The sequence below is a fragment of the Nonomuraea sp. NPDC003754 genome, assembly GCF_053605785.1.
Genome location: NZ_JBSGJX010000050.1, coordinates 24492 through 47225 on the forward strand (window position 1 = coordinate 24492; position 22734 = coordinate 47225).

Below are 22734 nucleotides of genomic sequence, written 5' to 3' on the forward strand. Positions count from 1 at the left end.
CCGCCGTCACGCGCCTGCGGGGCAAACCCGCCTGCCCGGCCGGTTCCGGGTCGGTTCAGCCGTTCCGCTGGGCCCTGGCCGAGGCGTACAGGCAGACCGCCGCCGCGGTCGCCAGGTTGAGGCTCTCGGCCTGCCCGTAGATCGGCACCCGCACCACGTCGTCGGTGAGCGCCAGGATCTCCTCGGGCAGCCCCCACGCCTCGTTGCCGAACACCCAGGCCGTGGGTCCCGACAGGTCGACGTCGTCCAGCGTGTGCTTGCCGGCCCCGTCGGCCGCCAGCACCCGCAGCCCGCTGTCCTTCAGCCGCCGCACGGCCTGCGCGACCGGCGAGCCGATGGCCACGGGCAGGTGGAACAGGCTGCCCGCGCTGGCCCTGACGCACTTGCCGTTGTAGGGGTCGACCGAGGCGTCGGTGAACACGACGGAGTCGGCGCCGGCCGCGTCGGCCGTACGCATCACGGTGCCCGCGTTGCCGGGGTCGCGCACGTGCGCGAGTACCGCCACGAGCCGGGCCTGCTCGGTGACGGCCTGCTCCAGGGGCGTGTGCACGAACGCGCAGATCGCCACCAGGCCCTGCGGCGTCACCGTCTGGGCCAGTTCGGCCATGACCTCGCCGCTGGCCCGCTGGACCGGAACGCCCTTGAGCGTGGCCTCGCTGATGAGGTCGCCGTGTCGCACCTCGGCCTCGGCGGTGGTGAACAGTTCGAGGACCACGCCGTCCAGCTTGAGCGCCTCGCGCACGGCCTGGGGTCCTTCGGCGAGGAACTTGCGGTCCTGCTCCCTGAAGGCGCGCTTGGTGAGCCGGCGCGCGGCTTTCACGCGCGGCGACTTCACGTTGGTCAGCTCGGATCCCGCCATGCTCCAGTCCCCCACTCGTCGAACGCTCGTGCCCGCACGAGCCATTGTCCAGCCCTCACGACCCTCCCGGACCCCTGAAGAGCATGAGGGACGCTCGCGCGGGCCGCTGCGGGAGGCCGGAAGCCGCTCACGGCCCGCTTCACCGACCCCGGTCCGCTCACCGCCCGCCTGCCCGCTGCCGACGGTCGGGCCGAACCCGGTCCGCTCACGGCCTGCCGGCCCACCGGCGACGGTCGGGCCGAACCCGGTCCGGCCATCGCGCCTGCCCGCTGCCGGCGATCACCCTCAGGACGGCCGTTGCGCGGCTGTCAGACAGCTCTCACCCAACGGCAGACCGACATGAGCCACCCCAGGCCGGTCGCCCCGTGCCGCGAAACCCGCCGGATGATCGGTCACTCGTCACTCCCGCCGGCCGGTCAGCCACCGGCGGACCGCTCCCGGGAGAAAGCCAGGAGACCGCTCCGGGACAAAGCCAAGAGGCCGCTCCCGCGAGAAAGGCAGGAGGCTGTGGCCATGAAAGAACCCCCACCCCGTAGGGCAGGCCACTCTCGGCGACCGGCAACACACCGAGCGGTTCCTCTCCGAAACCATCGGGCCGCCGGCCACCAGGGGCCGCGCCGTGACACCGCCTGTCCGGGAGGGCAGGGACACGAGCCGGGACGGCGACGCGAATCACCCGCGTGCCGTCCGGCCCCATGTCCGCCCGAGCGGGCCGCGCCGGGCAAACAAAACGGGCCCACCGACGTGACGGTGGGCCCGTGCGAATCCGTGCCGAACGGTCAGCCTGCGGCCGGCGCGTTCACGTTCGCCGGCAGGGCCTTCTTGGCGGCCTCGACCAGCGTCGCGAAGGTCTGGCTGTCGTTGACCGCCAGGTCGGCGAGGATCTTGCGGTCGACCTCGATGTTGGCCAGCCGCAGACCCTGGATCAGGCGGTTGTAGGTGATGCCGTTCTGACGAGCCGCCGCGTTGATCCGCTGGATCCACAGGCGGCGGAAGGCGCCCTTGCGGTCCTTACGGTCACGGTAGGCGTAGGTCATCGAGTGGAGCATCTGCTCCTTGGCCTTGCGGTACAGCCTGGACCGCTGGCCACGGTAGCCGCTCGCCCGCTCGAGGACGACCCTGCGCTTCTTCTTGGCGTTGAGCGCCCGCTTCACGCGTGCCATGTTCTATCTCCCCGGGGACTTGCGCTACTTGGCGAGCAGCTTCTTGGTCTTCTTGTAGTCAGCGTCGGAAATGACGACTTCATTCTTGAGACGGCGCGTCAGCGTGGACGACTTCCACTCGTTGTAGTGCGCGCGGCTGGCGCGGCGGCGCTTGATCTTGCCGGTTCCGGTGAACCGGAACCGCTTCTTCGCACCGCTGTGCGTCTTCATCTTCGGCATTTCGCCGTCTCTCCTCAATTCGTCCGTGCCGAATCCCGGGCCGATGCGGGCCGGCCCGGTTGCGGCTTGTTCGACTGGCGCTGGCTGGGTCGCCTGTAAGGCTAACCCGAACTGCGGGTCACTCTTCCGGTTCGGAAGGCTCCTCGCTGCCACGCTGCGCCTTGGCCGCTGCCTTTTCGGCCTTGGCCTCGGCCTTCTTCTTGTGCGGACCGATCACCATGATCATGTTACGGCCGTCCTGCTTGGGCTGGGACTCGACGAAGCCGAGCTCCGTGACGTCCTCGGCCAGCCTCTGCAGGAGCCTGAAACCCAGCTCGGGACGCGACTGCTCACGTCCGCGGAACATGATCGTGACTTTGACCTTGTCTCCCGCCTTGAGGAACCGCACCACGTGACCCTTCTTGGTCTCGTAGTCGTGCGGGTCGATCTTCGGCCGGAGCTTGATCTCCTTGATGATCGTGTGCGCCTGATTCTTGCGCGCCTCGCGCGCCTTCATCGCGGACTCGTACTTGAACTTGCCGTAGTCCATGAGCTTGCACACGGGCGGACGAGCCGTGGCCGCGACCTCGACGAGGTCGAGGTCTGCCTCCTGGGCGAGCTTCAGGGCGTCGTGGATGGACACGATGCCGACCTGCTCACCGTTAGGGCCGACGAGGCGAACCTCGGGCACACGGATGCGCTCGTTGATGCGGGGCTCAGTGCTGATGGGGCCTCCTAGGTATGCGATCCCTACGCGCTCGATCGTGCCGGGCATCAACGCGGATGTAAACGCGAAAATGCCCCGCACATCGCGCATGCGGGGCCACTGAGCTTGGCGGCTCGAATGGCCGTAAGCTCCCCGGAGTAAGTCCGGCGTGATCCTGTACCTGGACACCTCACGGTGACTCAGGTGGGAGGGAGACCTCCGCTTGCGCGTCCAGCAAGCATGCCGGACCGATCAGGGAGCTACATTACCACAACCACGAGCGCCCGCCGAATCATCCCGCCCGGCTGACGCATTTCCTGGACGGCCTGGCACACGACAGCGGGCCGCGGATCAGGCCTGTCTTCGCCGAGACGGCCGGAGAACGGCCAGGCTCAGCCCCGTCGGGCGTGCCCGTGATCGGGCGGCCCGGGGCTGGTCACCGTAGAGTCAAGACTTCGTGGGGACCGAAAATCAACCCGCTCGGGTGGCGCGCCTGAGGATCTCGGCCTCGCCCGCCGCGCGCATCGCCGCCACCGGCACGTCCGTCCGGCCCGTCATCAGCTCCACCTGCCGCACCGCCTGGTGCAGCAGCATCGGGAACCCGCCCACCACCTTTCCGCCGGCGGCCCGCACCGCGGCGGCCAGGCGCGTCGGCCAGGGGGCGTAGACGACGTCGAACAGCGCGGGGACCCGCGCCACCTGGCCCGCGAAAGCATCGGCGGCGCCACCGGGCAGCGTGGAGACCACCAGGTCGACGTCGAGCAACGCGTCGAGCTTGTCGAACGTCTCGACCGCCAGTGCCATCCCGAGCCGCTCGGCCACCTCGATCGTCTCCCCCGCCCGCGCGGGGTTGCGCACGACGAGTGTCGCGGCGCCGGTGCCGAGGCCGCGCAGCGCGGCCAGGGCGGAGGCGGCCGTGGCGCCGCCACCCAGCACCAGCGCCGAGCCGGGGGCGGGGATGCCCGCCTCGGCCAGGGACTGCTCGATGCCGTGGACGTCGGTGTTGTCGCCGTGCCTGGCGCCGCCGGCGAACACCACCGTGTTGGCGCCGCCCACCGCGACGGCCAGGTCGGAGACGGTGTCGAGCAGCGGGAGCACGGCGCGCTTGAGCGGCATCGTCAGCGACAGCCCAGCCCAGTCCTCGGCGTCGAGCATGGCGGGCAGGCCGGCTTCGTCGCACTCGCGCGCCTCGTAGGTCCAGCCGGTCAGGCCCATGGCCTGGTAGGCGGCCCGGTGCAGGAACGGCGAGAGCGAGTGCGTGATCGGCGAGCCCAGCACCGCCGCCCGTCCCGTGGTCCGCACACCCGCTCCTTTCACCGCGCCCTGGGTCTCCAGGACTCTATCGCCCGGCACGGCAGGCCCGCGCTAGCCCCACCCGGCGGCACGGGACCACGCCTCACCGAGCCCACGCCGGCGCCGAGCCCAGCCTGCACCGAGCCCACGCCGAGCCGGCGACGAGCCCGCGGGCCGGACCGGTCACCCGCCGCCGTTGCGCTCGAACTCCGCCTTCAGCTTCCAGAACTCCGCCTCGCTGGCCGTGAACTTGGTGACCTTGTTCTTGGGGTCGGTCGTCACGAAGTACAGGTAGCCGCTGTCACTCGGCTTGAGCGCCGCCTCGATCGCGTGCTCGCCCGGGTTGCTGATCGGCCCCGGCGGCAGTCCTTCGTACATGTAGGTGTTGAACTTCGACTTGGTCTCCAGATCGGCGTGGGAGGCGGCGATGCCGTACTTGTTCAGCGCGTACATGACCGTGCTGTCCATCTGGAGCTTCATCGCCGGCTTGCGCGACAGACGGTTGTAGATCACCTCGGCGATCTTCGGCATGTCCTCGTACGTGCCCGCCTCGGCCTGCACGATGCTGGCGACGGTCATGATCTGCCCCGGGGTGAGGCCGAGCTGTTTGGCCGACTCCTCCAGGTTCGTGGCCGACGCCGCCTGCGTGTAGCGGTCGACCATCTGGGTGAGCATCTGGGTGGGAGTGGCGTTCGGCTCGAACTCGTAGGTCGCGGGGAAGGCGTAGCCCTCCAGGCTCTTGGCGTAGGACGGCAGGCCGATGGCCTCCTTGTCCTTGGCCGCCGCGACGAACTCCTTGCGCGACTTCTTGGTCTGCTTGGCAAGGATGTCGAACACCTTGGTGAGCCGCTCCCCCTCCTTGATCAGGACGGTGTTCTGCAGCTTCTTGCCCGACACCAGCGCCTCGACGGCGGCAGCGGCCGACATGCCCTTCTTCAGGGTGAACTGGCCGGGTCGCAGCTCGGAGCTCTTGCCGGCGGCGGCGATGGCGTTGGTGAAGGCGCGCTCGCTGGCCACCACGCCCTGCGCCTGCAGAGTCTTGGCGACGTCGGCAGCGGTCTGGCCGTCCTTGACCTGGATGACCACCTCGGTGGTGCCGGGTCCCTTGAAGTCGTCGGGCACCAGCGCGTCGCTGAGCCACAGGTAGCCGTAGTAGCCGCCACCGCCGATGATGCCCACCAGGACGATCACAGCGAGCAGCGGGGCGAGGAATCCGCCGCGGTTGCGGCGCCTGCGCCTGCGGCGGCCACGGCCCACCTTGCCGGAACCGCGAGAGCGGCCCCTGGCCCGACCTTCGTCGTCCTCGGAGCCTAGCAAAAAGTCCATGTCGAGATCGTTCATAGATGCGGTGGCCAATCTCCCGGTATGGACGGCCTGGCGTCAAGGGGGAACACCAAACCGGTGGGGGTTACCGAGCCGAACGAGGGGATCCGCCGGCCTTGAGCCGGTGACCAGCGGTTATCACGATGTGTAGCAATGCTAGGGGATGCGGCAGGCGTGCGCGCCTCCGCCCCGGCCCCGGTCCTCGGCGGGACTAAGCAGGCCCCGAGCAGCATCAATGGGTCCCGAGGTAGTCGTTCAACTCTTCCCGGTATCTCACGAACTCACTCTCTTTGTCGGTGAATTTCGTGATTCTATGCTCCGGGTTGGTTGTCACAAACCAGTTCCAATCGCCCCTGGCCGGGTGCAACGCGGCCAGCAGCGCCTTCTCCCCCGGATTGGCGATCGGCCCCGGAGGCAGGCCCTTGTGCCGGTAGGTGTTGTACCGGGAGCGCACCCTGAGATCGTCCTGCGACAGCTTCAGCGTGCGCCGGTTGAGCGCATAGGTGACGGTGGCGTCGAGCTGGAGCGGGGTGCCGCTCCTGAGCCGGTTGTAGATCACTCTAGCGATCTTCGGATAGTCGCCGTCCCTGCCGCCCTCGGCCTGCACCAGGCTCGCCACGGTGACCGCCTCCAGCGGCGTGAGCGCGACCCCCGCGGCACGTGACTCGAGGCCGATGCTCGCGGCCGCCTCCCTGAACCGGGTGACCATCCGCCTGAGCAGGTCGGCCGCCGTGCCGCCCGGCTCGACCTCGTAGGTCGCCGGGAAGAGGAAGCCCTCCAGGCCGCGGGCGTAGCGGGGCAGGCCCAGCGTGGCGACCCTGGCCGTCCGGAAGTCCTGGAGCGGGATGCCCGACTGCTTGGCCAGGTACGGCAGCGCCTCCGACAGCCGCATGCCGTCGGGCAGCGTGACCCGCTTGACCACCCTGGCACTCGGCGTCAGCAGCAAGTCGAGCGCCGCGGCGGCGGCCATCCCCTTGCGCAGCAGGTAGTGCCCGGGATACAGGCTCGCCGCCTTGGAACGTTCCTGCGCCACGTTGGCGAACGAGCGGGCACTGGCCACCACGCCGGCCTCGGTCAGGAGTGCCCCGATGTCGCCCGCGCTGGCTCCCGGGTGGATGTGCACGGTGACCGCTCCCGTGCCCGCCCCGTCGAAGTCCGCGGGCATGACGTACGGCTTCAGCACCACGAACCCCGCGGCGCCGAGCGCCAGCACGGAGGCGGCGGCGCCACCCGCCAGCGTGGCCGCCTTGCGCCTGGCCCGGCGCCGGCCGGAGGCCGCCCGATCGGCTGCCGGCGAGGTCGCCCAGCCGGCGGCCGGCAGGTCGGGCCCGTCGCCGCCGGTCTCTCCCTCGTCCTCCGCCGGTCTGCTGAAGGGGATCACCTCGGCCAGCGAGTCACCGTCGTCGTCGCCGGGCCGCCGGCTCGACGGCAGCTCGGCCACCGGCAGCGGAGCCGTGTCCTCCAGGGGACGTCCCGGCGTCGTGCGGGGTCCCTCGTCGTCCGGCCCGCTCACCGGGCAGACCCGTCGTCCGCCGCTTCGGGCGGATCGACGGGTCTGCCTGGTGGCCGGTCTGTGGCTCGCTCCGCGTCGAGCGCGTCCTGCAGCAGCACGACGGCGGCCGCCTGGTCGACGACGGAGCGCTGCTTCTTGGCCTTGACGCCGCTGGCCCGCAGCCCCTGCTGGGCGGCGACCGTGGTCAGCCGCTCGTCGAACAGCCGCACCGGCACGGGTGCCAGCCGTACGGCGAGGTCGACGGCGAAGGTGCGGGCCAGCACCGCGGCCTGGCCCTCACGTCCCGACAGCGAGGTGGGCAGCCCGACGATCACCTCGATCGCCGCGTGCTCCTCGACCAGGACGGCGATGCGGTCGAGGTCGCCCGCACCGCGTCTGACGGTCTCCACCGGAGTGGCCAGCAGTCCCGAGGGGTCGCTGCGGGCCACTCCGATGCGTACGGACCCGACGTCGACGCCGAGTCGTGCGCCGAATCTCATGTCAGGTGAGCTGCTCCGCGATGGTCTCGCCGACCACGCGCAACGCCTCGTCGATCGCCTCAGGACGGGTGCCCCCGCCCTGCGCGACATCGTCCTTGCCGCCACCGCCACCCCCAAGCGCCTTGGCGGCGACGCCGACCAGTCTCCCGGCCTTGAGCCCCCGCTCGCGCCCCGCCTCGTTGACCGCGGCAACCACCACCGGACGGTCAGCGGGGACCCCGGCGAGCACGACGACCGCCGGACGGTCGCCGGCGAACCTGCCGCGCACGTCAAGCGCGAGCTTACGCAGATCATCGGGCCCGGTTCCATCAGGCGCGCGGTGGGTCACGACAGAGACTCCATGCAGCTCACGGGCCTGCGCGGCCAGATCGCCGGCGATCTGGAGCACCTGCGCGGAGCGCAGCTTCTCCAGCTCCTTCTCGGCGGTGCGCAGCCGGGAGACGATGCCCTCGATGCGCTCGGGCAGCTCCTCACGGCGCGCCTTCAGCTGCTCGGTCACCTGGGCGACCAGCAGCGACTCGCGGGCCAGGAAGCGGAAGGCGTCGATGCCGACCAGCGCCTCCACGCGGCGCACGCCCGCGCCGACCGACTGCTCGCCCAGCACCTTGACCAGGCCGAGCTGGCCCGAGGAGTGGACGTGGGTGCCGCCGCACAGCTCGCGGGAGTAGTCGCCGATCTCCACGACGCGGACCTCGTCGCCGTACTTCTCGCCGAACATGGCCAGCGCGCCCATCGCCCTGGCCTCGGCCTGGGAGGTGTAGAAGGCGTTGACCCTGAGGTCGTTGATGAGGACGGCGTTGACCTCGTCCTCGACGTCGCGCAGCACGCTGGGCGGCACGGCGCCGGCGGAGGTGAAGTCGAAGCGGAAGCGGCCGGGCGAGTTCTCCGAGCCCGCCTGCGCCGCCGACTCGCCCAGGGCGTTCTTGAAGCCGCGGTGCACCAGGTGGGTGGCGCTGTGGCTGCGCGAGATCGCCTTGCGGCGCTCGACGTCGACCTCGGCCTGCACCTCGTCGCCCAGGCGCAGCTCGCCGGTGCGGACCTTGCCGCGGTGGACGACCAGGCCCTTGATCGGCGACTGCACGTCGAGCACGTCGACCTGCGCGCCCGAGGTGCGCAGCACGCCCTGGTCGGCGAGCTGACCGCCGCCCTCGGCGTAGAAGGGGGTACGGCCCAGCACGACCTCGACGGTCGAGCCCGCGCCGGCCACGGGAACCGGGACGCCGTCGACGAGGATGCCGACCACGCTGGACTCCGCCGTGGTCAGGTCGTAGCCGAGGAACTCGACCGTGCCCGCCTTCTCCAGCAGCTCGCCGAAGACGGAGATGTCGGCGTTGCCGGTCTTCTTGGCCGCCGCGTCGGCCTTGGCGCGCTCGCGCTGCTCCTTCATCAGGCGGCGGAAGCCCTCTTCGTCGACCTTGAGCCCCTGCTCGGCCGCCATCTCCAGGGTGAGGTCGATGGGGAAGCCGTAGGTGTCGTGGAGCTGGAAGGCCTGGTCGCCGGAGAGCGTGGTGCCGGACTTGCGCTTGGTCTCCTCGACGGCGACGTCGAAGATCGCCGTGCCGGTGCGCAGCGTGCCGAGGAAGGAGGTCTCCTCGGCGTCGATGACCGCGTGGATCTGCGGCGCGTCGTTCTTCAGCTCGGGGTACTGCTCGCCCATCACGTCGATGGCGACCGCGGTGAGCTCGTGCATGTAGCGCTCCTCGCCCGAGCCGAGCAGGCGCAGGTTGCGGATGGAGCGGCGCAGGATGCGGCGCAGCACGTAGCCGCGGCCCTCGTTGCTCGGGCCGACGCCGTCGGCGACCAGCATGGTGCCGGTGCGGACGTGGTCGGCGACCACGCGCAGGCTGACGTCGGCGCGCGGGTCGCGACCGTAGCGCGAGTTGGTGAGCTCGGCGGCCTTGTCGAGGATCTTGTAGGTGGTGTCGATCTCGTAGATGTTGTCGACGCCCTGCAGGATCGCCGCCATGCGCTCGAGGCCCATGCCGGTGTCGATGTTCTTGTTGGGCAGCTCGCCGGAGATGTCGAAGTCAGTCTTGTTGCGGACCGCGCTCAGCTGGTCCTGCATGAAGACGTTGTTCCAGACCTCGAGGTAGCGGTTCTCGTCCGCGATGGGCCCGCCCTCGCGGCCGTACTCGGGACCGCGGTCGTAGTAGATCTCCGAGCAGGGGCCGCCGGGGCCGGCCACGCCCATGTGCCAGTAGTTGTCGGCCAGGCCGCGGCGCTGGATGCGCTCGACCGGCACGCCGACCTTGTTGTGCCAGATGTCGAAGGCCTCGTCGTCGTCGAGGTAGACCGTCGCCCAGAGCCGGTCCTCGGGGAAGCCGAAGCCGCCCTCCGACTCGGGCTTGGTCAGCAGCTCCCAGGCGTACGGGATCGCCAGTTCCTTGAAGTAGTCGCCGAGGGAGAAGTTGCCGAGCATCTGGAAGAAGGTGGCGTGCCTGGTGGTCTTGCCGACCTCGTCGATGTCGGGGGTGCGCACACACTTCTGCACGCTGGCCAGCCGTGCCGCCGGAGGCTTGCGCTGCCCCAGGAAGTACGGCTTGAAGGGCACCATGCCCGCAGGCACCAGGAGCAGCGTCGGGTCCTCAGCGATCAGGCTGGCCGAGGGCACGACCTTGTGCCCACGCTCCTCGAAGAAGCGCAGGAAGCGGCGGGCGATCTCTGCCGACTCCATATCAGCGGCCATCCTTTGCGTTAGTGGGTTGTGTCAGGGTTGTCGAGCCCGAAACGGGATCGCAACTCGATTTCGCGGTCGGCGGCCTCGCCGAGCGCCTCGGAGGTAAAGTCTCTCACCTGCAGCAGCAGCCCGCTGGCACCGTCGGCGGCCCTGCGGGCGACGTGGTCGGGCTTGAGGGTCTGCAGCTTGCGCATCACCCACACGGCGCCGAACGCGCCGAGCGCCATGTAGAACAGCCGCCTGATCACCGCCGCCTCCTGCGCGGCTGCTTGCGGACCTCGATGGCCCTGCGCACGCCGTGGCTGAGGGCGGAGACCCTGATGAGCGGCCCGGTGAAGATCGTCTGTGTGACGGCGCTGAGTTTGGCGGCGTGCCCGCTGACCTGCTTGACGTCGCGGGTGATGGCCTCGACGGCGACGAGCTGCCGGTTGGCCTCGTTGACGGTCATGCTCATGTCCTCCAGCAGGGGCACGACCCGGTCGTTGAGGTCGGAGACCATCTTGGTGGTCTCCCTGAGCAGCCGCGCGAGCTTGACGAGCACCATGGCGAGAAAGCAGACGAGGATCGCCCAGGCCATGGCGACGATCAGCCCGGCCAGTTCTCCTGCGGTCAGCATCAGCGGATCCGTCCCCGTTGGCGTCGTGGAATGGGAAAGACCCTATCGTGCCGGATACCACTCGACTGCCTGCTGGGTGTATGTCGCGCCGAGCGAGTCACTCCGGCGCCCGACGCGCTCCGGCCACCAGCTCCACCTCGAAGCCCTGCGCGTTCTCCAGGTAGGCCGCGTAGTGGCCGGGGCCGCCCGCGTGGGGGTGCCGGTCGGCGAACATCAGCCGCCATCCGTGCGCCGGCGCCTCGGCCACCATGGCGTCGACGTCGTCGGCGTGGAAGGCCAGGTGGTTGAGGCCAGGGCGCATCCTGTCGTACGGCTCCCGCACCCGCGCCGGCGACTCCTCCACGACGATGTAGGTGGCTCCGTGCCGCCACGACCTTCCCCCCTCCCACTCCTGGTGAGGCTCGTAGCCGAGTCTGGTGAACAGCCAGGTGAAGCCGGGCAGGACCGCCTCCAGCGAGTCGACCCACAGCTCCACGTGGTGCAGGCTCACGAGGATCCGCGCAGGAAGTCGCGGATCCTGGACCACCGGTCGGCGACGCCGGCCTCGGCGCCGTGCCTGGTCGGCGCGTAGTAGCGGCGCTCGCGCACCTCCTCGGGCGCGTAGTCCTGGCGGACCAGACCGTGCTCGAAGTCGTGGGGGTACTTGTAGCCCTTGCCGTGGCCGAGCTTGGCCGCGCCCGGGTAGTGGGCGTCACGCAGGTGGCCTGGCACCTGGCCCATCAGGCCGCGCCGCACGTCGTCGGCGGCCGCCCCGATGGCCTTGACCACGGCGTTGGACTTGGGGGCCAGCGCGCAGTGGATGACCGCGTGGGCCAGGTTGATGCCCGCCTCGGGCAGGCCGATGAGCTGGACGGCCTGCGCGGCGGCGACCGCGGTCTGCAGGCAGGTGTTGTCGGCCAGGCCGACGTCCTCGGAGGCGAAGATGACGATCCTGCGGGCGATGAACCGGGGGTCCTCCCCGGCCTCGATCATGCGGGCCAGGTAGTGGAGCGCGGCGTCGGCGTCGGAGCCGCGCATCGACTTGATGAACGCGCTGATGACGTCGTAGTGCTGGTCGCCCTGCCGGTCGTAGCGGACGGCCGCCTTGTCGACCGCCTTCTCGACGACCTCGACCGTGATGTCGTCGGCCAGCAGGGCGGCGGCCTCGAGGTAGGTCAGCGAGCGGCGGGCGTCACCGCCCGCCAGCCGTACCAGGTGCTCCAGCGCCTCGGGGGCGAGCGTGGCGCGGCCGGACAGGCCGCGCTCGTCGGTGACGGCCCGCCGCAGCACGGCGCGGATGTCGTCGTCGGACAGCGACTCGAGGGTCAGCAGCAGCGAGCGTGACAGCAGCGGCGAGATCACCGAGAAGAAGGGGTTCTCGGTGGTGGCGCCGATGAAGGTGACCCACCTGTTCTCCACCGCGGGCAGCAGGGCGTCCTGCTGGGCCTTGTTGAAGCGGTGGACCTCGTCGACGAACAACACGGTCTGCCTGCCCGTCATGCCGAGCTCGCGGCGCGCGTTGTCGATGGCCGCACGGACGTCCTTGACGCCGGCCGACACGGCGGAGATCTCGACGAAGCGGCGCTTGGTGACGCCGGCGACCACGTAGGCGAGCGTGGTCTTGCCGGTGCCCGGCGGCCCCCACAGGAACAGCGACATCGGCGCGTCGCTCTCGACCAGCCGGCGCAGCGGGGTGCCCTGGCCGAGCAGGTGGCGCTGGCCGAGCACTTCGTCGAGGGCGCGGGGGCGCATCCGCACCGCCAGGGGCTGGGGGGTGGCCTCCTCCGCGGCCGAATCGAACAGACTCTCCACAAATCGAGCCTACAGGGCCCACACCGCCCTGGCGCCCGAATCCCCTGCTCGGAACACGTAGTAGCCCGCCGCGACGGCCAGCGCCACCGTCACCGCCGACGCCGCCCAGGCGGGCACGCGCCGCTCGGCCCGCCACAGGAAGACCATCAGCAGGGCGGCCAGGCCGAGGCCGGTCGTGGCCAGCAGCAGCGGCAGGGCGAAACTCTGGTGCTCGGCGATGCGCTGCCCGAGCTCCCCCTCCACCTGCGAGAACCGGGCCGCCTTCAGGGCGCCGCCGCTCTGGCGGGCGGCGAAGACCGCGGCGGGCGCGGCGAGCGCGAGCGCCACCACCGCCCATCCGAGGGACGGCCGGAAGCGGGGCACGAGTGCGTACGCCACGGAGGCGGCGACCAGCAGCGGGGTGAGCACCACCGCGAAGTGGATGATCAGTGGGTGCGCGGGGAGGCCCAGGATCTCGTTGAACATTTCACGACTCCGTTCTCATATGACTACGGATCCCACCACGCCGAGGTTCGCTGAGACCGGTTTCTCATCTACTTCTCAGGACATAAGCCCCATCTCTCCCACCAGCTACTTACGTCCAGCACATTCCCAACCCCGATAGCATGCGCGGAGCAGTTTGGTCATGTGTCGGCAAACGTGGAGGAAATACCGGTGAGCGGCGACGACCGCCAGAGCGAGCTGGCGCGGGAGCACAAGGAGCGACAGGCGCAGCGTGCGGCCGAGCAGGCGGCCAAGGCCAGGCGCAACACCTTCATCGGCGCGGGCGTCGCCGTGGCGCTCGTGGCGGGCGGCATCGTCGCGGCCACCACGATGATCGGCAAGAGCGACGCCACGCCCGTGGCCGAGGCCTCCGCCTCCCCCAAGGCCAGCACCTCGGTCCCCGCGGTGCCCTCGGCCAGCCCGACGGCGTCGGCGGGGCCGGTGACCTGCGAGTACAAGAGGCAGAACGACCCGGCCATCCCGACCAAGTTCGTCGGCCTGCCGGGCAAGCGGCCCAACAAGAAGCTCAAGCAGATGACGATCGTCACCAACCGCGGCGAGATCGTCATCGACCTCATGACCGAGCAGGCGCCGTGCACGGTCAACGCGCTGGCCTTCCTGGCCAAGAAGAACTTCTACGACAACACCAGGTGCCAGCGCCTGGTCACGCCCGACGCCGCGGGCGTGCACCTGCTGCAGTGCGGCGACCCGCTGGCCAAGGCCGACGGGGTCAACCCCACCGACGGTCAGGGATCGTCCGGCTTCACCTACGGCGACGAGAACGTCGGCATCCCGTACTCCCAGGGCGTCGTGTTCGTCACCCAGCCGTCGGGCGCCGCGGGCCAGAACGGCAGCCAGTTCGCCATCTCCCTGTCCAACGAGAACACGCAGGTCTCCCCCGAGTACGGCGTGCTGGGCACGGTCAGCAAGGGCATGGAGATGATGCTGGGCCTCGCCAAGACCGAGAAGGACCTGATCGTCAACCCCAACGACATCACCGGCGACGGCGGCACCACCGCGCCGAAGAAGCCGGTCGTGATCAAGGACGTGCGCTTCTCCTAGTGATTCAGGTCACAACGCCGCCGCCGCCCCGCCACGCAGGGGCACGCTGGAGGCTGTGACCGACAAACTTCCGTTCGAGTTCTTCCTCTCCCCGGAGTTCAGCACCGACCCGTACGCGGTCTACGCCGAACTCCGGGCGAAGGGGCCCGTCCACGCGATCGACTTCCCGCCCGGCGCGTCCTCGTTCGTGATCATCGACCACGAGCACGTCAGGCCCGCGCTGAACGATCCGCGCCTGTCCAAGAGCCTGACCAACGGCCCTGACTGGTTCCGCGAGGCGATCGCGCAGGAAAATCCCGTGCTGGCCGACAACATGCTGATGTCGGACCCGCCCGACCACACGCGGCTGCGGCGGCTGGTGTCGAAGGCGTTCACCCCGCGCAGGATCGAGGAGCTGCGCCCGCGCGTCCAGCAGATCACCGACGAGCTGATCGACGCCTTCGAGGGCGACACGATCGAGCTGATCGACGCCTTCGCCTTCCCGCTGCCGATCATCGTGATCTGCGAGCTGCTGGGCATCCCCGACAGCGACCGGGCCGACTTCCGCCACTGGTCGGGCGCACTGGTCCGCCCGGCCTTCGACGAGGAGCTGGCCAGGCAGCGCGACGAGGCCGGCGACGCCTTGCGCGCCTACTTCAGGGAGCTGATCGCCCAGCGGCGCGCCACCCCCACCGACGACCTGGTCGGGGCGCTGGTCACCAGCACCGAGCTGAGCGAGCAGGAGCTGCTGTCGACGCTGGCGCTGCTGCTGATCGCCGGCCACGAGACGACCGTCAACCTCATCGGCAACGGCATGCTGGCCCTGCTGCGCAACCCCGACCAGCTCGAGCTGCTGCGCGCCCGGCCCGACCTGCTGCCGAACGCGGTCGAGGAGTTCCTGCGCTTCGACGCGCCCGTGGAGCGCGGCACCTTCCGCATCGCGCTCGAGGACATGGAGATCGCCGGGACGCAGATCCCGAAGGGCAGCTTCGTGCACGTCTCGATCGGCGCGGCGGGCCGCGATCCCCAGGCCTTCGAGCGCGCCGACTCCCTGGACGTCACGCGCGAAGACAACCGGCACGTCGCCTTCGGGCACGGCATCCACTTCTGCCTCGGCGCGCCACTGGCCCGCATGGAGGCCCAGATCGCCTTCGGCTCGCTGCTCACCCGGCTGCCCGGCCTCGCGCTCGGCTGCGAGGAGAAGGAGCTGAGCTGGCGCTTCAGCGGCTCCATCCTGCGCTCGCTGACCGCCCTCCCGGTCACGATCCAGGGTGGCCCGCGTGCCTGACAAGCTGCCCTTCGAGTTCCTGTTCACCCCCGAGTTCAGCAGGAACCCCTACGCCGTCTACGCCCCCTTACGAGGCGAGGGACCGGTCTTCCCGATCGACTTCCCGCCGGGCTTCGAGGCCTATCTGATCATCGATCACGAGCACGGCAGGGCCGCGCTGAACGACCCGCGCCTGTCGAAGGACATGCAGCGGTTCGGCGACTACTTCAGGGCGATCGCCACCGAGGACGACCTCCTCTTCGACGCCAACATGCTCTCCTCCGACCCGCCCGACCACACGCGGCTGCGCAGGATCGTCTCCAAGGCCTTCACCCCGCGCCGGGTGGAGGAGCTGCGCCCGCGCGTCCAGCAGATCACCGACGAGCTGATCGACGCCTTCGCCGGCGGCAGGGCCGAGCTGCTGGACGCGTTCGCCTTCCCGCTGCCGATCATCGTGATCTGCGAGCTGCTCGGCGTGCCGCCGGAGGACCGCGACCTGTTCCGCGAATGGTCGGCCCTGCTGGTCAACCCCACCTTCGAGCCCGACGAGGTCGAACGGCGCAGGGCGGCGGCCAGGGCGACCACCGGCTACTTCCGCGACCTGACCGAGCAGCGCAGGGCCGCGCCGCGCGACGACCTGATCAGCGCGCTGGTGTCCCTGGACGAGCTGACCGAAAAGGAGCTCCTCTCCACGCTCAGCCTGCTGCTGATCGCCGGCCACGAGACCACGGTCAACCTGATCGGCAACGGCGTGCTCGCGCTGCTGCGCAACCCCGGCCAGCTCGAGCTGCTGCGCGCCAGGCCGGAGCTGCTGCCGAACGCGGTCGAGGAGTTCCTGCGCTACGACGGGCCCGTCGAGCGCTCGACCCCGCGCTTCGCCGCCGAGGACCTCGAGATCGCCGGCACCCGCATCCCGCGGGGCGCCATGGTGCACATCTCGCTCGGCGCGGTGGGCCGCGACCCCGCGGTCGTGGCGGCGCCCGACACGCTCGACATCACCCGCGCCGACACCAGGCACCTGGCCTTCGGCCACGGCATCCACTTCTGCCTCGGCGCGCCACTGGCCCGCATGGAGGGCCAGATCGCCATCGGCACCCTGCTTGACCGGCTGCCCGGCCTCGCGCTGGGCTGCGCCGAGGAGGAGCTGAGCTGGCGGCTGACCGGCTCGGTCGTGCGCGGCCTCGCCGCGCTGCCCGTCCGGTTCTGACGCCGACGAGCCGGTGGCGCGGCCTCGGCCACGCCACCGGCTCGTTCCGCGGGCGGTCGCCCGGTTCCTACACCTCGTCCTTCGGCTTGGCGTCGACGCCCGCCTCCTTGCGCTGTTCGACGGTGATCGGCGTGGGCGCGCCGGTCAGCGGGTCGAAGCCGGAGGCGGTCTTCGGGAAGGCGATCACGTCGCGGATCGACTCGCCGCCCGCCAGGAGCATGCAGATCCTGTCCCAGCCGTAGGCGATGCCGCCGTGCGGCGGCGGGCCGTACTTGAACGCCTCCAGCAGGAAGCCGAACTTCGACTCGGCCTCCTGCTTGCTGATGCCGAGCACGTCGAAGACGCGCTGCTGCATCTCGGCCCGGTGGATACGGATGGAGCCGCCGCCGATCTCCATGCCGTTGCAGACCATGTCGTAGGCGTAGGCCAGCGCCTCGCCCGGATGTTCCTGGAAGTTGTCGGCCCACTCGGGCTTGGGCCCGGTGAAGGGGTGGTGGACCGCGGTCCAGCCGCCCTCGCCGTCCTCCTCGAACATGGGCGCGTCGACGACCCACAGGAACGACCACTGCGACTCGTCGATCAGGCCGCAGCGGCGGCCGATCTCGAGCCGGGCCGCGCCGAGCAGGTCGCGCGAGGAGTTGCGGGGACCGGCGGCGAAGAAGATCGCGTCACCCGGCTTGGCGCCCACCTTGTCCGCCAGGCCCGCGGCCTCGTTGGGCGACAGGTTCTTGGCGACGGGGCCGCCGAGCGTGCCGTCCTCCTGGACCAGCACGTAGGCCAGGCCACGGGCGCCGCGGGACTTGGCCCACTCCTGCCAGGCGTCGAGCTCCTTGCGGGTCTGCGACGCACCACCGGGCATGACCACGGCGCCGACGTAGTGGGCCTGGAAGACGCGGAAGGTGGTGTTCGCGAAGTACTCCGTCATGTCGACGAGCTCCTGACCGAAGCGCAGGTCAGGCTTGTCGGAGCCGTAGCGGGCCATCGCCTCGGCGTAGGGCATGCGCGGCAGCGGCATGGGGATCTCGTAGCCGAGGATCTCCTTCCAGACCCGCGCGATCAGCGCCTCGCCCACCGCGATCACATCGTCCTGGTCCACGAAGGACATCTCGATGTCGATCTGGGTGAACTCGGGCTGCCGGTCGGCGCGCAGGTCCTCGTCGCGGTAGCACTTGGCCAGCTGGTAGTAGCGCTCCAGGCCCGACACCTGCAGCAGCTGCTTGAACAGCTGGGGCGACTGGGGCAGGGCGTACCAGTTGCCCGGCTGCAGGCGCACCGGCACCAGGAAGTCGCGGGCGCCCTCGGGCGTCGAGCGGGTCAGCGTCGGCGTCTCGACGTAGACGAAGCCGTGCTCGTTCATCACCTCGTTGGCCAGGTAGGTGGCCTTGGAGCGGATCCGCATCGCGTTGGCGACCTGCTGGCGGCGGATGTCGAGGTAGCGGTAGCGCAGGCGGACCTCCTCGGCCACCCCCGTGCCGCCCTCGATCGGGAACGGCAGCGGCGCGGCCTCGCTGAGCACCTCGACCGAGTCGGCCACGACCTCGATCTCGCCGGTGGGCAGATCGGGGTTGGCGTTGCCCTCGGGGCGGATCCTGACCTCGCCGACCACCCTCACGCAGTACTCGCTGCGCAGGCCGTGGGCGTCGTCCTCCTCGCGGAAGACCACCTGCGCGGAGCCCGAGGCGTCACGCAGGTCGATGAAGACGACCCCGCCGTGGTCACGACGGCGGGCCACCCAGCCCGCGAGCGTCACCTGCTGGCCCGCGTGCTCCTTGCGGAGCTCGCCGGCCTTGTGCGTGCGAATCACTGCAGCTTTCCCTTCAAAACATCGGCGACCTGGGCCAGCGGCACCTCGGTCTGCTCTGCGGTGGTCAGGTCCTTCACCTGGACGGCCTGCGCCGCCAGGTCACGCTCTCCGAGGATCAGCGCGAAGCGGGCGCCCGAGCGGTCGGCGCCCTTCATCGCGCCCTTGAGCCCCTTGCCGCCGAAGGCCATGTCGGCCGACAGGCCCGCCCCTCGAAGCTCCTCGACGAGCAGGAACATCCGGCGGCGTGCCTCGTCGCCCAGCGGGACACCGTACACCTGGACGCGGCCGCCGGCCTCGTCGCCGAGCAGGCCCTCGGCCTCCATCGCCAGCAGCGTGCGGTCGACGCCGAGCGCCCAGCCGACGCTGGGCAGCGACGGGCCGCCGAGCATCTCGCTGAGCCCGTCGTAGCGCCCGCCGCCGCCGACGGCCGACTGCGAGCCGAGCCCGCCGTGGACGAACTCGAAGGTGGTGCGGGTGTAGTAGTCGAGGCCGCGCACCAGGCGCGGGTCGTCGGTGAAGGGCACCTCGCAGGCGGTCAGCAGGGCGCGAACCTCCTCGTGGTAGGCCTTGCACGCCTCGCACAGGTGGTCGACGACCAGCGGCGCCCCCGTGAGCTGCTCCTGCACCTCGGGGCGCTTGTCGTCGAGCACGCGCAGCGGGTTGATCTCGATCCTGGCCCTGGTGTCCTCGTCGAGGTCGAGGGCGCGCAGGAAGTCCTGCAGCGCGGCCCGGTAGGCGGGGCGGCAGCCCTGGTCGCCGAGCGAGTTGACCAGCAGCGTGACCTCGCGCAGGCCGAGGTCGCGGAAACCGCGCCAGGCCAGCACGATCAGCTCGGCGTCGAGCGCCGGGTCCTCGGCGCCGAGCGCCTCCGCGCCGACCTGCCAGAAGTGGCGGTAGCGGCCCTTCTGGGCACGTTCGTAGCGGAACTGGCTGCCGGAGTACCACAGCTTCACCGGGAGCTGGCCGGTGTGCAGGTTGTGCTGCAGGACGGCGCGCACGACCGAGGCGGTGCCCTCCGGGCGCAGGGTCAGCGACCTGCCCGCCTTGTCGGGGAAGGTGTACATCTCCTTCGACACGACGTCGGTCGACTCGCCGACGCCGCGTTTGAACAGCTCGGTGTCCTCGAACACGGGCGTCTCGACGTAGCCGTAGCCCGCCTGCCGTACGGGGGCGACGAGCGTCTCCCGGACGGCGAGGACCCGCTCGGAGCGGGGCGGCAGCCAGTCGAAGGTGCCCTTGGGTGCTTGGAAAGTCATCAGATCCCTCGTGTGGGACCGGCGTGCGGCGCGGCTTCCTTGAGATAAGGGTTGGTCGCGCGCTCGCGGCCGATCGTGGTCTGCGGTCCGTGGCCCGGCAGGACGACCGTCTCGTCCGGCAGCGGCAGGCACTTGGCGGCCAGGCTGCGCAGGATCGTCGGGTAGTCGCCGCCCGGCAGGTCAGAGCGGCCGATGGAGCCGGCGAACAGCAGGTCGCCCGAGAACATGATCTCCTCTGGAGGCAGCCTGAAACTCACCGACCCCCTGGTATGGCCCGGGGTGTGGTCGACCACGAACTCCATCCCCGCCAGCTCGACGACGGCGCCGTCGGACAGCTCCCGCACGTCGTCGGGTTCGCTCAGCGTGATGCCCCCGAACAGCTGGCCGGAGGTGGGCGACCAGCCGGCGGCCGGGTCGCTCAGCAGGTGGCGGTCCTCGGGGTGGATCCACGCGGGGATGTCACGCGCGCCGCAGACGGGGGCGACCGACCAGACGTGGTCGAGGTGGCCGTGGGTGAGAAGGACCGCGACGGGCTTCAGCCGGTGCTCGCGGAGCAGGTCGTCGACGGCGTCGACGGCGTCCTGGCCAGGATCGACGATCACGCACTCCTCGCCGGCGGCCGGCGCCACGAGGTAGCAGTTGGTCTGGAACGCCCCTGCGGGGAAGCCTGCGATGAGCATCTGCCTCGGCTGAGTCTCGTCAAGAAAGCGGATGAGAATGTAACCGAAGCGTACCGGTGCTGGCCGCTGGGCTGCGAACCATAACCGGTTGGCCGATACGATTCGCCCACCTCAGTTGATTCGATAGGGAGGCAAAAGCGGTGTCCACGGGCAAGGACCGCCAGCGTCAGCTGGCACGTGAGCACTACGAGCGGCAGATGCAGCGCCGCACCGAACGCGAAGCCAAGGCCAAGCGCACCGCCGTGATCGGATCCACCGTGGGCGTCCTCGTGGTCGTGGGCGGCGTCATCGCCGCCGTGGCCCTGCTCGGCGGCAGCGGCAACAGCGCCGCCTCCGACTCGCCGTCGGCCGCGCCCTCCACCTCCACGTCGGCCGCGGCCGGCCCCAAGCCCTTCGACCCGGCGACGGGCGAGTGCGGCTACCTGCCCGACACCAGCGGCACGGTCAAGGACGTCGGGCTGCCGCCGGCCAAGGCCGAGGCCAAGGACGCGGTCATGACGCTCAAGACGAGCCAGGGCGACATCGTCGTCGAGCTCAACGGCGTCAAGGCCCCGTGCACCGTCAACTCGCTCAAGCACCTGGCCGCCAAGAAGTACTACAACGGCAGCAAGTGCCACCGCCTGGGCAGCGCGCAGTTCCCCATGCTGCAGTGCGGCGACCCGACGGCCAAGGCCGACGGCAAGGCGCAGGGCGACGGCCAGGGCGGCCCCGGCTACCGGCTGGCCGAGGAGAACCTCGAAGGCGCCACCTACAAGCGCGGCGTCATGGCCATGGCCAAGACCAGCGAGCCCGGCACGACGGGCAGCCAGTTCTTCCTGGTCTACGGCGACATCGGGCTGACCCCCGACTACACGCCTGTCGGTACCATCACCAAGGGTCTCGACATTCTCGACAAGGTCAACAAGGCGGGCGTCATCACTCCTGGTCCGGACGGCACGGGCGCACCCAAGGAGACGGTCGAAATCAAAGACGTGACAATCTCTGCCAAGAGCTGACGTAATACAACTAGGGGCAGTAGTCCCGAAGGGTCTGATGAGAGTGCGGGAGGACACGGTGAGCACCGACCCGTGGGGCCGGGTAGACGACGACGGCACCGTCTACGTGCGTACGGCCGAGGGAGAGCGGGCCGTCGGGTCCTGGCAGGCCGGTGAGCCCGAAGAAGCGCTGGCCTACTTCCACCGCAAGTACGACGAGCTGGCCGGTCAGGTCCAGCTGCTCGAACAGCGCGTCAAGGGCACCGACCTGGCTCCTGCGCAGGCCGAGGCGAGCATCGTCAAGCTGCGCGAGGCCGTCGCCGACGCCCACGCCATAGGCGACCTGGGCGCGCTGGTCACGCGTCTCGACGCGCTCAGCGAGCTGGTCGCCAAGCGCCGCGAGGAGGTCAAGGCCGCGCGTGACCTGGCCAGGGCCGAGGCCAAGGCGGTCAAGGAGCGCATCGTCGGCGAGGCCGAGCGCATCGCCGACGAGACCACCCACTGGAAGTCGGGCGGTGAGCGGCTGCGCCAGCTGGTGGAGGAGTGGAAGGCCGCCGAGCGCATCGACCGCGTCACCGAGGCGGCCCTGTGGAAGCGGCTGTCGGCGGCCCGGACGGCCTTCGCCAAGCGGCGCAAGGCCTACTTCGCGGGGCTGGACGAGCAGCGCGAGGGCATCCGCGCCTACAAGGAGCGGATCGTGGTCGAGGCCGAGGCGCTGGCCGACTCCACCGACTGGGGCCAGACGGCCGCCGTCTACCGCGAGCTCATGCAGCAGTGGAAGTCGGCCGGCCGGGCCTCGCGCGAGGCCGAGGACGAGCTGTGGGCCAGGTTCAAGGCGGCTCAGGACCAGTTCTTCCAGGCCCGTTCCGCGGTCTTCGCCGAGCGTGACGCCTCGCTGGCGGCCAACGCGGAGGCCAAGGAGGCGCTGCTGGTCGAGGCGGAGAAGATCCTGCCGGTGACCGACCACCGCCACGCCCGGGCCGCGCTGCGCACGCTGCTCGAGCGCTGGGAGGCCGTCGGTCCCGTGCCGCGCGAGCAGCGCGACCGGCTGGAGGGCGGGCTGCGGCGCGTCGACGAGGCGGTCCGCAAGGCCGAGGAGGCGGAGTGGAAGCGCTCCAACCCCGAGGCCAGGGCTCGTGCCCAGAGCACGGTCGACCAGTTGCGCACCTCGATCGAGCAGCTGGAGAAGAAGCTCGGCAAGGCCCAGGCCGCCGGGCGCGCCAAGGAGGTCAAGGACGCCGAGGAGGCGCTGGCGGCCCGCCGTTCGTGGCTGGAGGAGGCCGAGCGCACGCTCGCCGAGTTCAGCTGATCCCTGCCGGAGGCTCCGGGTGGTGCGCCACCCGGAGCCTTTTTATCGGCTCTTTTCTGACAAGCCGGCATTCCCGTTCTCCGTCCCCGAATGGA

Annotated in this window: 22 protein-coding genes; 5 read left to right on the forward strand and 17 right to left on the reverse strand. The window is 70.4% G+C overall.

The genetic code is table 11. From position 1 onward, the window contains the following. Positions 1 to 55 precede the first annotated feature (55 nt). The 14 genes from ACWEVS_RS39490 to ACWEVS_RS39555 form a co-directional block, all read right to left on the reverse strand. On the reverse strand, positions 56 to 859 hold the full coding sequence (locus ACWEVS_RS39490; protein ID WP_452555919.1) for a TrmH family RNA methyltransferase: 804 nt from the start codon (positions 857 to 859) through the stop codon (positions 56 to 58). Positions 860 to 1638: 779 nt separating this feature from the next. Next, positions 1639 to 2022, reverse strand: a complete 384-nt coding sequence (gene rplT / locus ACWEVS_RS39495) for a 50S ribosomal protein L20 (protein ID WP_354912075.1) — start codon at positions 2020 to 2022, stop codon at positions 1639 to 1641. A gap of 24 nt (positions 2023 to 2046) precedes the next feature. Then, positions 2047 to 2241, reverse strand: coding sequence for a 50S ribosomal protein L35 (gene rpmI, locus ACWEVS_RS39500; protein WP_354912078.1), 195 nt, complete (start codon positions 2239 to 2241; stop codon positions 2047 to 2049). Between the two features lie 118 nt (positions 2242 to 2359). Continuing rightward, positions 2360 to 2995: a translation initiation factor IF-3 gene (infC, locus tag ACWEVS_RS39505; protein WP_354912081.1), complete on the reverse strand. Its 636-nt coding sequence runs from the start codon at positions 2993 to 2995 to the stop codon at positions 2360 to 2362. A gap of 402 nt (positions 2996 to 3397) precedes the next feature. After that, the gene (locus tag ACWEVS_RS39510; protein WP_452555921.1) at positions 3398 to 4228 is read right to left on the reverse strand and encodes a shikimate dehydrogenase; all 831 of its coding nucleotides are present in this window, start codon (positions 4226 to 4228) and stop codon (positions 3398 to 3400) included. 174 nt (positions 4229 to 4402) lie between these two features. Further along, a complete protein-coding gene (gene mltG / locus ACWEVS_RS39515; protein ID WP_354912087.1) occupies positions 4403 to 5545 on the reverse strand; it encodes an endolytic transglycosylase MltG in 1143 nt (380 codons plus the stop codon). A gap of 229 nt (positions 5546 to 5774) precedes the next feature. After that, positions 5775 to 7055, reverse strand: coding sequence for an endolytic transglycosylase MltG (gene mltG / locus ACWEVS_RS39520; protein ID WP_452555923.1), 1281 nt, complete (start codon positions 7053 to 7055; stop codon positions 5775 to 5777). After that, the gene (ruvX, locus tag ACWEVS_RS39525) at positions 7052 to 7534 is read right to left on the reverse strand and encodes a Holliday junction resolvase RuvX (RefSeq protein WP_452555925.1); all 483 of its coding nucleotides are present in this window, start codon (positions 7532 to 7534) and stop codon (positions 7052 to 7054) included. Before ruvX ends, mltG (ACWEVS_RS39520) begins: the two co-directional genes overlap by 4 nt. Position 7535: 1 nt before the next feature. After that, positions 7536 to 10208 (reverse strand): alanine--tRNA ligase, encoded by a 2673-nt coding sequence (gene alaS, locus ACWEVS_RS39530; RefSeq protein WP_449926372.1) that lies wholly within the window; start codon positions 10206 to 10208, stop codon positions 7536 to 7538. Positions 10209 to 10228: 20 nt separating this feature from the next. Next, entirely contained in the window at positions 10229 to 10459 is a 231-nt protein-coding gene (locus tag ACWEVS_RS39535) for a hypothetical protein (RefSeq protein WP_354912098.1), read from the reverse strand. Beyond that, complete coding sequence (locus ACWEVS_RS39540) at positions 10456 to 10827, reverse strand: DUF948 domain-containing protein (protein ID WP_354912100.1); 372 nt, start codon at positions 10825 to 10827, stop codon at positions 10456 to 10458. The genes ACWEVS_RS39535 and ACWEVS_RS39540 overlap by 4 nt, the downstream gene beginning before the upstream one ends. 97 nt (positions 10828 to 10924) lie before the next feature. Next, positions 10925 to 11317: a VOC family protein gene (locus tag ACWEVS_RS39545; RefSeq protein ID WP_452555927.1), complete on the reverse strand. Its 393-nt coding sequence runs from the start codon at positions 11315 to 11317 to the stop codon at positions 10925 to 10927. Beyond that, complete coding sequence (locus tag ACWEVS_RS39550; protein ID WP_452555949.1) at positions 11314 to 12558, reverse strand: replication-associated recombination protein A; 1245 nt, start codon at positions 12556 to 12558, stop codon at positions 11314 to 11316. Before ACWEVS_RS39550 ends, ACWEVS_RS39545 begins: the two co-directional genes overlap by 4 nt. A 69-nt stretch (positions 12559 to 12627) precedes the next feature. Beyond that, positions 12628 to 13083, reverse strand: a complete 456-nt coding sequence (locus ACWEVS_RS39555) for a DUF2231 domain-containing protein (RefSeq protein ID WP_452555929.1) — start codon at positions 13081 to 13083, stop codon at positions 12628 to 12630. A 189-nt stretch (positions 13084 to 13272) separates the two neighbouring features. On the opposite strand from ACWEVS_RS39555, the gene ACWEVS_RS39560 reads away from it, so the two are divergent. Genes ACWEVS_RS39560 through ACWEVS_RS39570 form a run of 3 tightly spaced genes read left to right on the forward strand, consistent with a single transcriptional unit; the run spans position 13273 to position 16616 of the window. Next, positions 13273 to 14163 (forward strand): peptidylprolyl isomerase, encoded by an 891-nt coding sequence (locus ACWEVS_RS39560; protein ID WP_452555931.1) that lies wholly within the window; start codon positions 13273 to 13275, stop codon positions 14161 to 14163. Between the two features lie 55 nt (positions 14164 to 14218). Then, positions 14219 to 15430, forward strand: a complete 1212-nt coding sequence (locus tag ACWEVS_RS39565; protein ID WP_452555933.1) for a cytochrome P450 family protein — start codon at positions 14219 to 14221, stop codon at positions 15428 to 15430. After that, positions 15423 to 16616 carry a cytochrome P450 family protein gene (locus ACWEVS_RS39570; RefSeq protein ID WP_452555935.1) on the forward strand — a complete coding sequence of 398 codons (1194 nt, stop codon included), beginning with the start codon at positions 15423 to 15425 and terminating at the stop codon, positions 16614 to 16616. The genes ACWEVS_RS39565 and ACWEVS_RS39570 overlap by 8 nt, the downstream gene beginning before the upstream one ends. Before the next feature lie 67 nt (positions 16617 to 16683). Here ACWEVS_RS39570 and aspS read toward each other — a convergent pair whose 3' ends face one another. From aspS to ACWEVS_RS39585, 3 genes are read right to left on the reverse strand one after another with little or no spacing between them, the layout of a single operon-like run. Beyond that, positions 16684 to 18420 carry an aspartate--tRNA ligase gene (gene aspS, locus ACWEVS_RS39575; protein ID WP_449926355.1) on the reverse strand — a complete coding sequence of 579 codons (1737 nt, stop codon included), beginning with the start codon at positions 18418 to 18420 and terminating at the stop codon, positions 16684 to 16686. Next, positions 18417 to 19676, reverse strand: coding sequence for a histidine--tRNA ligase (gene hisS / locus ACWEVS_RS39580; RefSeq protein ID WP_452555937.1), 1260 nt, complete (start codon positions 19674 to 19676; stop codon positions 18417 to 18419). Before hisS ends, aspS begins: the two co-directional genes overlap by 4 nt. Continuing rightward, positions 19676 to 20356 (reverse strand): MBL fold metallo-hydrolase, encoded by a 681-nt coding sequence (locus tag ACWEVS_RS39585; protein WP_354912120.1) that lies wholly within the window; start codon positions 20354 to 20356, stop codon positions 19676 to 19678. Before ACWEVS_RS39585 ends, hisS begins: the two co-directional genes overlap by 1 nt. 140 nt (positions 20357 to 20496) lie before the next feature. Between ACWEVS_RS39585 and ACWEVS_RS39590 the strand changes: the two genes are divergently transcribed. Next, positions 20497 to 21351, forward strand: coding sequence for a peptidylprolyl isomerase (locus ACWEVS_RS39590; RefSeq protein WP_452555939.1), 855 nt, complete (start codon positions 20497 to 20499; stop codon positions 21349 to 21351). A gap of 37 nt (positions 21352 to 21388) precedes the next feature. Further along, positions 21389 to 22639, forward strand: a complete 1251-nt coding sequence (locus ACWEVS_RS39595; protein ID WP_354912125.1) for a DUF349 domain-containing protein — start codon at positions 21389 to 21391, stop codon at positions 22637 to 22639. Positions 22640 to 22734 lie beyond the last annotated feature (95 nt).

Coding starts and splice junctions, on each gene's coding strand:
- infC (WP_354912081.1), bottom strand. CDS start 2,995: ATGCCCGGCACGATCGAGCGCGTAGGGATCGCATACCTAGGAGGCCCC.
- rplT (WP_354912075.1), bottom strand. CDS start 2,022: ATGGCACGCGTGAAGCGGGCGCTCAACGCCAAGAAGAAGCGCAGGGTC.
- ACWEVS_RS39550 (WP_452555949.1), bottom strand. CDS start 12,558: ATGCGCCCCCGCGCCCTCGACGAAGTGCTCGGCCAGCGCCACCTGCTC.
- ACWEVS_RS39555 (WP_452555929.1), bottom strand. CDS start 13,083: ATGTTCAACGAGATCCTGGGCCTCCCCGCGCACCCACTGATCATCCAC.
- mltG (WP_354912087.1), bottom strand. CDS start 5,545: ATGGACTTTTTGCTAGGCTCCGAGGACGACGAAGGTCGGGCCAGGGGC.
- ACWEVS_RS39595 (WP_354912125.1), top strand. CDS start 21,389: ATGAGAGTGCGGGAGGACACGGTGAGCACCGACCCGTGGGGCCGGGTA.
- ACWEVS_RS39540 (WP_354912100.1), bottom strand. CDS start 10,827: ATGCTGACCGCAGGAGAACTGGCCGGGCTGATCGTCGCCATGGCCTGG.
- rpmI (WP_354912078.1), bottom strand. CDS start 2,241: ATGCCGAAGATGAAGACGCACAGCGGTGCGAAGAAGCGGTTCCGGTTC.
- ACWEVS_RS39585 (WP_354912120.1), bottom strand. CDS start 20,356: ATGCTCATCGCAGGCTTCCCCGCAGGGGCGTTCCAGACCAACTGCTAC.
- alaS (WP_449926372.1), bottom strand. CDS start 10,208: ATGGAGTCGGCAGAGATCGCCCGCCGCTTCCTGCGCTTCTTCGAGGAG.
- ACWEVS_RS39490 (WP_452555919.1), bottom strand. CDS start 859: ATGGCGGGATCCGAGCTGACCAACGTGAAGTCGCCGCGCGTGAAAGCC.
- hisS (WP_452555937.1), bottom strand. CDS start 19,676: ATGACTTTCCAAGCACCCAAGGGCACCTTCGACTGGCTGCCGCCCCGC.
- ruvX (WP_452555925.1), bottom strand. CDS start 7,534: ATGAGATTCGGCGCACGACTCGGCGTCGACGTCGGGTCCGTACGCATC.